The sequence below is a fragment of the Mycobacterium sp. MS1601 genome (assembly GCF_001984215.1).
Lineage (GTDB): Bacteria > Actinomycetota > Actinomycetes > Mycobacteriales > Mycobacteriaceae > Mycobacterium.
This window is the reverse complement of sequence record NZ_CP019420.1, coordinates 3,307,806-3,321,536: the sequence shown is the minus strand read 5'-3', so window position 1 is coordinate 3,321,536 and position 13,731 is coordinate 3,307,806. Positions and strand designations below refer to the sequence as shown.

Annotated in this window: 8 protein-coding genes; 4 read left to right on the top strand and 4 right to left on the bottom strand. The window is 67.8% G+C overall.

The window, feature by feature from the left end; translation table 11 throughout:
• Positions 1-32 precede the first annotated feature (32 nt).
• Positions 33-1,595, bottom strand: a complete 1,563-nt coding sequence (locus BVC93_RS16170; RefSeq protein WP_083738358.1) for a dynamin-like GTPase family protein — start codon at positions 1,593-1,595, stop codon at positions 33-35.
• Between the two features lie 60 nt (positions 1,596-1,655).
• Between BVC93_RS16170 and BVC93_RS16165 the strand changes: the two genes are divergently transcribed.
• Positions 1,656-2,102: a hypothetical protein gene (locus tag BVC93_RS16165; RefSeq protein ID WP_083738357.1), complete on the top strand. Its 447-nt coding sequence runs from the start codon at positions 1,656-1,658 to the stop codon at positions 2,100-2,102.
• On the opposite strand, the gene BVC93_RS16160 is transcribed toward BVC93_RS16165, so the two are convergent.
• From BVC93_RS16160 to BVC93_RS33605, 3 genes are all read right to left on the bottom strand, one after another.
• Entirely contained in the window at positions 2,092-3,933 is a 1,842-nt protein-coding gene (locus BVC93_RS16160) for a dynamin family protein (protein ID WP_083738356.1), read from the bottom strand. The genes BVC93_RS16165 and BVC93_RS16160 overlap by 11 nt on opposite strands.
• Before the next feature lie 83 nt (positions 3,934-4,016).
• Positions 4,017-5,114, bottom strand: coding sequence for an IniB N-terminal domain-containing protein (locus BVC93_RS16155; RefSeq protein WP_083738355.1), 1,098 nt, complete (start codon positions 5,112-5,114; stop codon positions 4,017-4,019).
• 275 nt (positions 5,115-5,389) lie between these two features.
• Entirely contained in the window at positions 5,390-5,899 is a 510-nt protein-coding gene (locus tag BVC93_RS33605; RefSeq protein WP_083738354.1) for an Rv0340 family IniB-related protein, read from the bottom strand.
• A 241-nt stretch (positions 5,900-6,140) separates the two neighbouring features.
• On the opposite strand from BVC93_RS33605, the gene BVC93_RS16145 reads away from it, so the two are divergent.
• The 3 genes from BVC93_RS16145 (at position 6,141) to BVC93_RS16135 (ending at position 13,730) form a co-directional block, all read left to right on the top strand.
• Positions 6,141-8,018 (top strand): Hsp70 family protein, encoded by a 1,878-nt coding sequence (locus BVC93_RS16145; protein ID WP_083738353.1) that lies wholly within the window; start codon positions 6,141-6,143, stop codon positions 8,016-8,018.
• On the top strand, positions 8,015-10,459 hold the full coding sequence (gene iniR / locus BVC93_RS16140; protein ID WP_083738352.1) for an isoniazid response ATPase/transcriptional regulator IniR: 2,445 nt from the start codon (positions 8,015-8,017) through the stop codon (positions 10,457-10,459). Before BVC93_RS16145 ends, iniR begins: the two co-directional genes overlap by 4 nt.
• 148 nt (positions 10,460-10,607) lie before the next feature.
• On the top strand, positions 10,608-13,730 hold the full coding sequence (locus BVC93_RS16135) for a (Fe-S)-binding protein (RefSeq protein WP_083738351.1): 3,123 nt from the start codon (positions 10,608-10,610) through the stop codon (positions 13,728-13,730).
• Position 13,731 lies beyond the last annotated feature (1 nt).

Here is a 13,731-nt window from a genome sequence, read left to right as displayed (position 1 = left end):
GCCGCCGATCGAGCCGGCCCCGAAGACGGCGCTTAAGCCCGGCCGGCCTGTCCGGGTCTCTTGGCCTGAGCTCCTTCACCTGGCTCGGGGTGCCCCCACGCCAGCCTCGGACTCAGGCCGAACTGCGCCACCATCGCCTCAGCCGAGCGCACGGCGGCCCGGCACGCCCTGGCAGTGAACGGATCGTTGAGCGGATGCTCGCCGCGGCGGCGCCAGCGTTGCGCCGCCGCGAAGGCCGCCCGCGGACCGTCGTGAGATTCCTCCGGTCGTAGCCCCAACCGGCTCATCGCATCCGTTCCCGAGCCGCCGATGATCCTGCGCAGCGAGGCCATCTCCTCCTCGTTGAGCGTGGTTTTCCGCGACCGCAGCGCTGACAGCAGCCGCAGTTCCTCGAAGGCATGGGTGTCGGCCAGCAGCGGGTCGATGTCGGCGACGATGTACGGCGTCGCCCGGATCGGATTGACCTCGACGAACCGCCGCAGCGACAGCAGTGCCGTATGCGCTTTCAGCAGTTCGGAACGCTGGGCGAACTGCTGATCGATCACGTCGCGCAAGGCCACCAGCCCGCTGCGCTCCAACAGTTGATCGGCCAGCGCCGCGGAGTCGGTGACACCGGCACGCAGCACGGCGATCGAGATCCTGATCCCGAACATGCCGAACCGGTCCAGCAACTGGGCCCGGATATGGGCGTCGACCGGCAGGGTGCTGTCCTCACGGACGAAGCGGTCCACCGACAGCATCGCCTTGTTGAGCTCTGCTGCATCAACCCCGGCCAGCTTTTCCAGCGCCACGAACTCGCTCTGGCGAAGGGTGCGCGCGGTCAGCGCCAGCAGCCCCGACACGGGCACGACGGCCTGACAGATCCCGGTTTTGTCCATCTCGGTGGTGAAGCGCGTGGCGACATCCTTGGCCGACAACATGGCGTCCAACCGGCCTGCGCCGATCTCGTCGGCGCGGGAGGCCACACCGATGACTCCGAGCGCCCCCGACGATCCGCCCACCAGTTCGCCGATCTGCTTGAGCAGCGCGATGTCCGCGGCGTTGAGGGTGCGCAGCAGGAACACCACCGCATCCACTCGGGGCACCCCGTCGTCGGGTACCAACAGCCGCAGTGTGCGTTCGGAGACGTCCCGTGACAGCGACGACGTGCCGGGGGTGTCGATGATCGACGCGTCGATCAGTTCGGCGGCCGGCCACTCCACGTCCAAGTCCGCGACCTCGGCGGGGTCCAGCCGACCCAGGTCGAAGGTCAAGCCGCCCACATCGGGGTCGCGAGTGATGGGCACATTGGTGCGGCGTCCGCCGACGTGGTTGGCGGTCACCTTAGGGGTAGGGCCGTGCCGGAACCAGGTGACGATCCTGGTGGCCTCGGTGGCGTCGGTGGGCGCGATGGTCTCCCCCACCAACGCGTTGACCAGCGTCGACTTCCCCGCCTTGAGGGTGCCGGCCAGCGCGATCCGGATCGGCTGGTTGAGCCGGCGGCCGATTCGGTCCAGTTCGTTGAACACGTCCGGACGCTGGTGGTAGGCAGGCTCGCCCTGGTAGGCGCGGATGGTTCCGTTCAGGATGGCGCGCACCTGGTCACTCGTGCTCATTGACGCCTGAGTCTACGGCCCGAGTTGCCGCCCGCCGATCGCTCGCTAGTATCGGCGCCCGTGGCTCCTCCCCCGACACCCGACCCGGAAGACCGTGGTGCGTGGTACCGCAGCACAACCGCGGTGTCCGTCGCCGGCGTGGTGGGTGCGGCACTGGTGGCGGGCCTGGTGGTGACCGTGGTCAGGATGTCCGATCAGTGGACCAGGCCCACGCCGACGGTGATGACCACCAGCATCCCGACGACGCAGCAGACCCTGCGCACCACCGAGCCCTTCATCGCGACACCCACCTACGATTCCTCGACGTTCCCCACCAGTGTGCGGCTGTCCACCACCGACATCGGCGTTCCCGGTGAGTCGACAACCACCGAGAGCTCGGAGACCAGCTCCGGCGAGTCATCGACAACACGCAGCACCCGGCGCCCCGGTGGCCAGAACGACGACCAGACCACCACCACGACGCGAAAGCGGCCCCGTCTCAACGAGACTCGTACTCTCAGTCCGTGATCCGCGGCGCGCGCAGCTTCTCGATGTTGTCGCTGACCTGCCGCAGGATGTTGAGCTGACGCTCCAGTTCCTTGACCCGCGTATTCCGTTCGGCCTCTTCCATTTTCGCTGACGACAGCGCTGCCTGCAGCGACTCGTTCAGCGATCGGGTGGCCTGGTTGGCGATGTCGCGGTAGTGATCACGCAGTTGGCGCTGAACACCTTTGAGCCGGTCGCGGGACTCCTTGCTGACCACGAACATCACGTCGTCGACGAAGCGACGCAGGTTGGTCTTGGCCTCGTTGCGCACCCGCAGCATCCGGTTCTCCATGTCCTCCCGGTAGGCCTTGCGCCCCAGCAGCAGTCCGGCTCCCAGCGACAGGGGGTTGAACATGCCCAAACCGGCCACCGAGGTCAGCATGCCGAACATCAGGATGCCGCCGTAGGAGCCTCGCATACTGGTGATGGCCTTGTGCCCCAGGCCGATCGGTTTGGATTCCAGGCGGGTCAACGACTTGAGTCCGTCGAAGCCCGCGCCCATCTCGCGGGCGCTGACCTCGGGCATCTTCACCGCTTCCAGACCGGCTTCGACGAAGGTGCGCGCGACTTCCTCGGCCAGCGCCTCGGCCCGCTGATAGGCCCACACGAAGTTGTCCCCCACCGCGGTGGCCACGGCGTTCTCCACCTCGGCACCGATCTCGGCCCAGTGCACGGTGGGATCGCACGAGTCGATGACGCCCTCGGCGTGGTGGGTGATGGCCCGGAACCGTGAGCGCATATCGTGATCCACGTCGGCGGTCAGGTCGGCGATACCGTCACTGAGCACCTGTTGCCACAACGCGGTGTGCGCCAGCGCTTCCTGGGCCTCCTCCTTGCGCCGCTCGAGGTCCTCGGTGAGCCGGCGCACATCGTCGGGGTCGTTGATGGCCGACAGTTCCGAACTCAGCGAGAGAGTCAGATGTTCTGCGGCCGCGGCGATGTCGGCGATCACCTGGTCGCGCACGCGGTCGTTCTCCCGGGAGAGCACCTTGTCGGAGAGGAACTTCACGATGGCCGGGAAGTTCGACTCCTCGTTGAGTTCCTTGTCGTTGTGCTGTACGGCATGGCTGCGCAGCAGCGACGACGCCGGAATCACCGGCAAGCCGGCCAGCCCGGCGCGCTGCAGGTGGCCGGTGTTGGTGTCGACGATCTGACGCCAGTAGGGGTACAGGTCGGTCTTGGTGGCCACCACGGCGCCCACCGGGCAGATCTCGTGAGCTTGGCGGATGAACCGCATCTCGGGTTCGGTGAATTCCTGGCTGGTGTCGGAGATCATCAGCATGGCGTCGGCGTCGGGCAGCAGTCCCAGCGTGGCCGACAGGTGTGGCTGGCCGTGCCCGCCGACACCGGGCGTGTCGACGAACGCCAGCCCACTCTTGAGCAGCGGGCTGGGGGCGCTGACCTCGACTCGGATCACTTCCCGGCCACCGGCCTGGGGGGCGCGGCGCAGATCGCGGGCGATGTCGGCGACCGGGATCTCGATCACCTCGGGTTCACTGCCCCCTGGCTGCGGCGCAACCACCAGACGCGCCGAGGCCTGCTCACCGTAGGACACGATGGTCACCAGTGCGGTGGTCTCGTCGTCGCCGACCCGCGCCACCGGCATGTTGAGCAGCGAGTTGAGCAGTTGGCTCTTGCCCTGCTTGAGTTGTCCGGCGATCACCACGCGAATCTGGGGATCAGTGATGCGCTCTTTCGCCGCCGCCAGCCGTTGCCGCAGGTCCCCCCGATCGTTCTGCTCGGCGATGCGGGCGGTGTGGTCGATGAGTTCGACGATCACCTTGACTTTGCGCGGGTCCGCCGGCTGCGTCACTGAAAACCCTCCTGTCCACTGTTCCACGTTAGGCCGCGAAGCGGCGGGGACCTGGCCGGTCCCCGCCGCTTCTGGCAATCAGGTCAGAACCCGACGTGGGTCTGCGGCTCGCTGGTCAGCGTCGCGTCGGCGTTGAGTGCCGAGTCGTTGTGCGCGAACAGGTCGGTCGAGACCCCCGTGTCGTTGCCGCTGAACAGCTCGTTGTTGAAGGACTGGTCGTTGGACAGCGCGGTGTCGTTGTTGCTGGCCAGGCTGGTGTCGATCAGTGAGCTGTCCGAGTGGTCGGAACTGTCGATCGCGGTGGTGCTGCTGTCGGTGTCACTGATCACCGTGGTCGACGAGGAGGTGCTGCTGTCGAAGTCACCCTCGATGGCGGTCTGGTTGCCTCCGACGTTGGTCTCTTCACTTCGGTTGTCCACCAAGATGATTCCACCACCGCCTGCGTTGCCACCGTCGTTGCCGCCACCGATACCGATCAGGCTGCCGCCACCGCTGGCGCTGCCGCCGTTGCCACCGGAGGCGTCGACGTCCTGAAACACGGGGGCCTCGTTGTCGGTGATGATGCTGCCGCTGCCGGTGTTGGTGTTGCCGTTGTCCTCGATGTTGCCTTCACCGATGTTCACGTTGGAGCCCGATCCGGCGATGACGTCACCGTTGTTGACATCGTTGCCGTTGCCGAGCACAGCACCGTCACCGCTCACGATGTCTCCGGTGTTGTTGCCGTCCACCACCACGCCGCCGTCGGTGGCCGTGTTGGTGGTCTTGTTGCCGAAGGTGATGTCACCGAAGCCCAGGTTGAAGGCACCGTTCTGGGCGTTGGCACCCGCGCTCTGGTCGGGGCTGGCGATCGGGACGTTGTTGCCGCTGAGCAGGTCGGTGTTGGTCTCCGGGGCAAACGTCGGGGACGGCGCGTAGGTCGGAGACAGGAAGCTGTTCGACGGCGAGTAGTCGGTGGCCGGGGCGAAGCCGTAGTGGTTGGACACCGCGCGCTGCAGACCCACCACCGGGTCGCCGCCGCCGAGCACCAGGCCGGGGACGGCGGTGGCGGCGACAGTGGACATCTGGGCGGCAGAGACGCCGGCCAGGCCCGCGTCACGCAGCGTCTGCTCGGGTGCAGCGACAAAGGCACGAGCCACGTCTTCGCTGCGGAAGAGGTCGAGGATCCAGTCGATGATGTTCATGTGAGTGCCTTTCGCTTGCTTGCTCCGGAGTGTCCGGGGCTGATGGGAACTACGTTATGGGCGCCGCGACCCCCCGGAAACGGGGCGCAAACCCCTGCCTCGACGGGGGTCGTCCGGGTTGGCGTAGCCGCTGCCGTTAGGGGATTAGGGGGTCACTAGGGGATCACGTTCTGTGCCGCGTTGACCTGTGCAAAAACGACACCGCCGGCAATGCGGATGCATTGCCGGCGGTGTGCCGATCGGGGCAGACGACCTCGTTGGGTCGACAGGGTGAGTCAGTCGAACACGTCGAAGGCGGTGTGCCCTTCATCCAGCGGCTGGGAGTCGGTGTCCGCGTGTTCCCACAGGGCCGGCGCGGGATCGGCGAGGGTATTGCCCAGCAGTGCGGAGTCGTCGGTGAGCACCGAATCCACCAGCGGTTCGAAGTCCGGAACCGCGGAGGCGACCTCGGGTGCCGCGGTGTCGATGACATTCGGGATCTGTACGGCCGCATCAGCCGGGGCAGTGGGTGCGATCAGGTCAAACGCCTGGAATGCCTCGGTGGCGGCACCGCTGGTCCACACGTTGCCGTCGAGCATCTCCCCCACGGCGGTGTCGGCGCCGAAGGCCGGTGCAGCCATCGACAAGGAGTCCGACACCATGGGAATCAGATTGTTGACGTCCGCGCTGGTGACATCTGCCAGGTGCGCATCGGCGATGGCCTGGGCCGGATCGGCGGCATATCGTGCGGCGGCATCCGGATCACGGACCAGCCCCATCACGAAGTCCAGTAATTCGTTGGCCATTCCCCCGCGCTCCTCTGTTGTCCGATGGGTTCACTCTGGAGCGATCGTATGGCGCGGAATCGACGTGCGGATCGGTGCGATACCCACCACCCCGGACCCGCCGTTAGGGGGTGTTCCAATAGGGGATTCGGACCCATAGGGGGATTGCGGCCCCGCATCGCGGGGAACCGGTGGGCCGGCAGCTATGGTGAGGTCCGCACAGGGCTTCACGCACGGCACGTCCAGAGATTAGGCAGGCGACATGACCGACTCGTTGGGGTTGTCCATCGGGGCGACGAACCTGGTGGCGACCCGCACGGGCCGGCCACCAGTGGTACGCCGTTCGGTCCTGACCCTGTTCGAGCACCGGTCCCCGGAGGTGGGACTGCCCAGTGAGAACCCCAACCTCGGCGAGCCCGGAATGGTGATGTGGGGATTCGTCGAGCGGGTCGGCGATCCGGTACCGCTGGTGGCGCAGGACGGTTCCTCTCATCGCGGCGATGTCCTGGCCGCCGAGGCGCTGGACGCGATGGCCCGCACGGTGGCTGACGGGCCTGCCCCGCAACAGGTGGCCATCGCGGTGCCCGCCTACTGGGGGCCGGCCACGGTCGGTGCGCTGCGCGGCGCGCTGCGTGCCAAGACCAGCCTGTTCTCCGACGGCGCTCCGCCGGAGTTGGTTCCCGATGCCGCCGCGGCTTTGGCGGCATTGAAGGCGGAGCAGGGCCTGCCGGACTCCGGGATCGTCGCGTTGTGCGACTTCGGCGGCAGTGGCACCACTCTGGCTCTCGCGGATGCCGGTGCCGAGTTGTCCCCCGTCGGTGAGGTGGTTCGCTACCCGGACCTCTCGGGTGAGCAGCTGGACCAGGCGATCCTGCGCCATGTGCTGGCCGGTGTGGCTGATGCCGGCGGAGCTGAGACGGCGGGCACGGCGGCTGTCGGGGCGTTGACCCGCCTGCGGGCAGAGTGCAAGCTCGCCAAGGAGCGGCTGTCCGCCGAGACCGCCACCGTGATCCCGGTCCAATTGCCCACTTCCACCTCTGACGTGCGGCTCACCCGCAGCGAGTTCGAGGGGCTGCTGTCCGAGCCATTGGCCGGATTCTTCGACGCGCTCGGAGATCTGCTGGAGCGTAACCGAATTCCCGCTGCAGCACTGTCCGCGGTAGCGACGACCGGTGGCGGTGCAGCCATTCCTCTACTGACGCAACGGCTGTCGGAGGAGCTGCGAGTTCCCGTCATCACCTCTCCCGACCCCGCCGCATCGGTGGCCGTGGGCGCCGCACTGCTGGCCGCTGCCGGCCCGTCTCCCGATTCCCCCACCGGGATGGCCACCTCGGTGGATGCCGCCGACCTGCCCACCGGACTGGCCCCGGCTGCCTGGGCTGCCGGTGCGGCAGGAGCTGCCGCCGCCGAATCAGCCTCCGACGGTTCACCTTCGGCGACGTTCCGCGCCTTGGCCTGGTCCGACGACGACGCATCGGGCAGCGACCCCGTGCCGTACTCCGGCGAGGACTACACCTTCGACACCTACACCCCGCAGGGGGCCACCAGCGCGCGTCCCGCGGTGGAGTTCGATCGCAGCGACGACGAGACCTACGTGATGGAACCGCCGCCGCTGGCCTGGTACAAACGGCCTCCGGTGCTCTTCGGCGCGGCCGCCGCCGCTGCACTGTTGGCTGTCGGCGGCTTGGCCATCACCTTGACCGGAACCAGTACCGACACCGGTCCGGTCACCGAAACCACAACACTGCCAACAGAATCCGGTGCTCCCAGCCCGGAGGTCCCACTGACCACCGAGACTGTCACCATCACCGGCGACAACGGCCAGATCATCACCTCCGAGGTGCCTCCACCACCACCGCCGCCTACCACCACTCCGCCGACCACCACCACGACCACGTCCCCGACGACCACCACCACCACAACCACAACGACGACGACCACCACGACGCCGTCTACCACCACGACGACGACGCGGACCACGACGCCGTCCACCACGCCTCCCACCACACCTGCGACCACACCGCCCACGACGCCTCCTCCGACCACCCCCGACCCAGTGACCCCTGACGTCCCTGACACTCCTGACGTCCCTGACGTTCCCGACGATCCGGTGATCCCCACCTTCCCGGACGCGGGATGAACCCGGTCGGCCCCGCGGACATTCGCCGGTGGTCGCCCCTGCTCGCCACGATCCGGGACCACCCCGACACGCCGGTGAAAGCGCTCATCACCGGCGGCATCGGCACAGGTAAGAGTTCAGCGCTCGCCGAGATTCGTGACACGTTGCGTGGCAACGGGATCGATGTCCGCAGCCGCCCCGCAGAGGACAGCGGTGCCGCCGCGCTCGTGATCGACGACGCCCACCTGCTGTCGGGCGTCGAACTCGCCGCTGTCACCACCGCGGTCGCCGATCCCCGCCGCACGGTGGTGGTGGCCACCGAGGCGCGCGAGAACAACGCCGGCCTGCGTGAGCTGATGGCTGCTCTGGAGCGGGAACGCCCACGCCTTGTGCTGGGGAGTCTGACCCAGGCCGAGATCGCTGCTCATCTGCCCGGATCGACACCGGCCGCGGTAGCGGAAATAGCTTCCGCTACCGCGGGTTTGCCGTTTCTCCTACCGGCGGTAGGAGCTGACGGCGTGGCGGGCGACGGCGCGGTGAACACACTCACCGAGCGGTTACGCCGAACCGACCAGTCCGTCCTGCATGCGCTGCTGATCGCGTCACTGAGCCCGGATCTGGGTCCGACGGACATCGCCGCGGCGCTGGACATCAGCTCGGATGACGCCCACAGCGGGGCCGCGGCGGCGCATGCCACCGGGTTGCTGGACCCGAGTCACGGTGACCACTTCCGTTCTTCGGTGCACGACGCGACGGCCCGAATAGTGGGCACCGCACGGCACCACGACGTCGAAGTTGCGCTGCTGCGTTCACAACTCGAGATGGGCACGCTGTCCACCAGCTTGGCGCTCCGGCTCGCCGAACACGGAGTCCGGGATGCCCGCCTGACGCGGGTCCTGGGCGATGAAGCCGCACGGGTGCGTGCCCGACCCGAGGTGGTGGCGCGGCTGCTGCGTGCCGCGGCGGCGGCCGGGGCCGACGCGCCGACGGTGCCGCTGGCCGATGCGCTGGCCCTCACCGGCGACTGCGCGGCCGCCGCCGCGTTGGCCGATGAGCTGCTCACCTCACCGGATCCCGGGCAGCGGACGGCGGCGGTGCGGGTTGCCGCTGCGGTGGCCGCGCACGACGGCGACATGGCACATGCCGCAGAGTTGTTCGGCTGGATCGGACCTCAGGACGACGCGGTGCTCAGCGCGGCCGCGGTGGTCGCCCTCGTCGGCGCCGGAAATCCGGCGGGGGCACGCGAGGCACTGGGAACACCGATCGGCCCCCCGACCGCCGCTGCGCGCGCGGCGCGCAGCCTGGCCGACGGTCTTCTGCTGACGGTGGATCAGTCGTATTCCGCGGCGGTGATCCGGCTGGGACAGGCGCTCGGTCCGGAGAAGGCGAGCACCGAGGCACTGCCGGACACGCCGGCGGCGCTGGTGAGCCTGGCGGCACTGCACGCCGGTGACGCCGTGCGGGCCCGCAGTGTGCTGGGCCGCGCCGTGCGCACCGCCGAGCCGGCGATGTTCAGTCAGCGACATCGCCTGCTGGCGGCGTGGGTGAAGATGCAGGACGGTCATCTGCCCAGCGCAGCGGCCGACGCCGCGGCCGTACCCACAGTGGGTCTGCACCGCCGCGACGCATTGTGGGCCGCCGCGTTGCGGACCGGGCTGGCGCGCCGCAACGGCGATGCCGGAGCACTGCAGACGCAGTGGTCGGCGGCCATGGACGTGCTGACCGAGTTCTCGGTCGATCTCTACTCGCTGCTTCCGCTCGGCGAGTTGTGGGTGGCGGCCGCTCGGCTGCGGCAGGGCGACCGGTTGTCCCCGGTGCTGGAGCAGGCCTTCTCGGTGCTGGGCGCGCTGGGCGATCCGATTGCGTGGTCGCTACCCCTGCACTGGGCCGGCGTACACGCCGCGATCCTGGCCAACTCGCCGGAATCGCTGGCCCCGCACGGTCAGGCGTTGACGGCTGCCGGTGCGCACAGTGATTTCGCCCGCGCACTCGCGGTGGCGGGTCGGTCCTGGTTGCGAGTGTTGGCCAGGCAGGTCGACGTCGACGACGTGACAGCGGCCGCGCGGGGACTGGCTCAGTTCGGCCTGACCTGGGACGCCACCCGGCTTGCCGGGCAGGCCGCTCTCCAAGCGGGCGATCCCCGCGTTTCCGGAGCCATGCTGCAGGTCGCCCGAGATCTGAAGCTCACCTCCGGCACCCCCGAACCTCCCGAGGAGAACGGCGCATCGACCCCCGTCCCGAAGGTGGAGTCCACGCCCGCGACGTCGCCGTTGTCGGATCGTGAGCGCGAGGTCGCCGAGCTTCTGGTACTCGGGATGCCATACCGCGATATCGGTGCTCAGCTGTTCATCTCAGCAAAAACGGTCGAGCACCATGTGGCACGCATACGGCGTCGCCTCGGAGCCGAGTCCCGGTCGGAGATGCTGTCGATGTTGCGAGCTCTACTCACCCCCTCCCAGTGAGACCCGCACCACATTTGCGCCCAAGTTAGGTAAGCCTCCGTAGCGGACATTTGCGCCGGGATGTAACTATGAGCTGCATCGCGCTTAAGTTACCGACCGGTAACATCCAATAAGTTACCTTCGAGTAACTTCGATTGGGGAGGTACTTGTGGGCACCTTGGAATGGATCAGGCTGGTAATCGGCCTGCTCGCGACGGCCGTGGTTGCCGCTCTGGCCGTCAAGCGGGTGCTCTGGCTCGTTAACTTGATTCGCTCCGGACAGCCCATCAGCGACGCCGCCGGGCGCAAGGACGACGTACCCGATCGGATCAAAGCGCAGTTCACTGAGGTGCTCGGTCAGGCGAAACTGCTCAAGTGGAACCTGCCCGGTATCGCCCATTTCTTCACCATGTGGGGCTTCTTCATCCTGGCGTCGGTGTACCTCGAGGCCTACGGCGTGCTGTTCAACCCCGAGTTCCACATCCCGCTCGTGGGCCGCTGGGATGCGCTGGGCTTCCTACAGGACTTCTTCGCCCTGGCCGTGCTGCTGGGCATCATCGTCTTCTCGATCATCCGGCTGCGTTCCGAGCCGAAGGAGTACGGCCGCGACTCGCGGTTCTACGGCTCCCACACCGGCGGCGCCTGGCTGATCCTGTTCATGATCTTCCTGGTCATCCTGACCTACGCAATCTTCCGGGCCGCCGCGGTCAACAATCTCGGTGAGGCTTTCCCCTACGGCTGGGGCGCCTTCCTGTCCCACGGTCTGGCGATCGTGCTGGAGCCGCTGGGTCACACCGCCAACCACGTCATCGAGACGGTGGCGCTGCTCGCGCACATCGGCGTCATGCTGGTGTTCCTGCTGATCGTGCTGCATTCCAAGCACTTGCACATTGGCCTGGCGCCCATCAACGTCACCTTCAAGCGGCTGCCCGACGGCCTGGGTCCGCTGCTGCCCATGGAGTCCGGTGGCAAACTCATCAACTTCGAGGATCCGGGCGAGGACGACATCCTGGGCCGCGGCAAGATCGAGGACTTCACCTGGAAGGGTTATCTCGACTTCACCACGTGCACCGAGTGCGGCCGCTGCCAGTCACAGTGCCCGGCCTGGAACACCGGCAAGCCGCTGTCTCCCAAGCTCGTCATCATGAACCTGCGCGACCACCTGTTCGCGAAGGCGCCCTACATCCTGGGCGACAAGGAGACCCCGCTGGAGAACACCCCCGAGGGTGGGCTGGGCGAGGAGATCCGCGGGGAGAAGCATTCCGAAGAGCATTCGCACGAGCATGTTCCGGAGTCCGGTTTCGAGCGCATCATGGGCTCCGGTCCGGACCAGGCGCTGCGTCCGCTGGTGGGCACCCTGGAGCAGGGCGGCGTCATCGACCCCGACGTGCTGTGGTCCTGCACCACCTGTGGTGCCTGCGTCGAGCAGTGCCCCGTCGATATCGAGCACATCGACCACATCGTCGACATGCGCCGCTACCAGGTGCTGATGGAATCCGAGTTCCCCTCCGAACTCGGCGTGCTGTTCAAGAACCTGGAGAACAAGGGCAACCCCTGGGGCCAGAACGCCAAGGACCGTCTGACCTGGATCGATGAGGTCGAGTTCGACATCCCGGTCTACGGCAAGGACGTCGACTCCTTCGCCGGCTACGAATACCTCTTCTGGGTGGGCTGCGCGGGCGCCTACGAGGACCGCGCCAAGAGAACCACCAAGGCCGTCGCCGAGTTGCTCGCCGTGGCCGGCGTGAAGTTCCTGGTGCTCGGCGACGGTGAGACGTGCACCGGTGACTCGGCCCGACGCTCGGGCAACGAGTTCCTGTTCCAGCAGCTCGCCGCGCAGAACATCGAGACCATCAACGACCTCTTCGAGGGCGTCGAGACCGTCGACCGCAAGATCGTCGTCACCTGCCCGCACTGTTTCAACACCCTGGGCCGGGAGTACTCCCAGGTCGGCGCCAACTACACCGTGCTGCACCACACGCAGCTGCTCAACCGACTGGTGCGGGACAAGAAACTGATCCCGGTGAACTCCGTGTCTCAGGACATCACCTATCACGACCCCTGCTACCTGGGGCGGCACAACAAGGTCTACGAAGCTCCGCGCGATCTGGTGGGCGCTTCGGGCGCGACGCTCAAGGAGATGCCGCGCCACGCTGATCGGGGCCTGTGCTGTGGTGCCGGCGGCGCCCGGATGTGGATGGAAGAGCACATCGGCAAACGTGTGAACGTCGAGCGCACCGAGGAGGCCATCGACACCGGCGCCTCCAAGATCGCGACCGGCTGCCCGTTCTGCCGCGTCATGATGACCGACGGTGTCGACGACGTGGCCGCCACCCGAGACATCGAGAAGGTCGAAGTTCTCGACGTGGCGCAGTTGCTGCTGAACTCGCTGGATCTGAGTTCGGTGACGTTGCCCGCCAAGGGCACCGCCGCCGAGGAGGCCGAAAAGCGTGCCTCCGAAAAGGCCCAAGCACTGGCCCAGACAGAAGCCGAAGCGCCCGCCGAGGTCGAAGTCGAAGAAGAAGTCCAGGAAGCTCCGGCCGAGGTCAAGACACAGGCCCCGGTGAAGGGTCTGGGTATGGCCGGTGGGGCCAAGCGTCCCGGCGCCAAGAAGGCCGCCCCCGCTCCCGCTCCCGCCGAAGCCAAAACCGAAGCCGCACCGGTCAAGGGTCTCGGCATCGCAGGCGGCGCAAAACGCCCAGGCGCCAAGAAGGCTGCCGCAGCACCGGCGGCCGAACCGGCCAAGGCCGAGGAGGCACCCAAAGCCGAAGCTCCGCCCGTCAAGGGCCTGGGCTTGGCTGCCGGCGCCAAACGTCCGGGTGCAAAGAAGGCCGCCCCGGCCGCGGCGGCACCGGCGTCAGCCCCCGAAGCCGAACCTGCCGAGGCTCCGGAGACTCCCAAGGCCGAACCCCCGGTCAAGGGTCTGGGCATCGCCGCGGGCGCACGTCGCCCCGGCGCCAAGAAGGCCGCTCCCGCCGCACCCAAGGCGCAAGCGCCCGTCGTCGAGGCTGCACCAGAACCGGCTGCCGAGCCCGAGCCCGCCACACCGGAGCCGCCGGTGAAGGGCCTCGGTATCGCTCCCGGTGCCCGTCGCCCCGGTGCCAAGAAGGCACCGGCGTCCAAGCCCGCCTCGGCTCCCGAGCCAACCCCGGAACCCGAAGCCCCCGCGGCGCAGGAACCGGCTCCGTCGCCCACCGGCTCCGGCAACGGCCAAACCCGCGTGGTCGGTGACGAGCCGCCGGTGAAGGGCCTGGGCATCGCCAAGGGTGCCCGCCGCCCCGGTAAGCGCTGAG

Excerpts from the sequence above, each read along its gene's own strand:
- BVC93_RS33605 (WP_083738354.1), bottom strand. The coding sequence starts at position 5,899 with ATGGCCAACGAATTACTGGACTTCGTGATGGGGCTGGTCCGTGATCCG.
- iniR (WP_083738352.1), top strand. The coding sequence starts at position 8,015 with ATGAACCCGGTCGGCCCCGCGGACATTCGCCGGTGGTCGCCCCTGCTC.
- BVC93_RS16170 (WP_083738358.1), bottom strand. The coding sequence starts at position 1,595 with ATGAGCACGAGTGACCAGGTGCGCGCCATCCTGAACGGAACCATCCGC.
- BVC93_RS16155 (WP_083738355.1), bottom strand. The coding sequence starts at position 5,114 with ATGAACATCATCGACTGGATCCTCGACCTCTTCCGCAGCGAAGACGTG.
- BVC93_RS16145 (WP_083738353.1), top strand. The coding sequence starts at position 6,141 with ATGACCGACTCGTTGGGGTTGTCCATCGGGGCGACGAACCTGGTGGCG.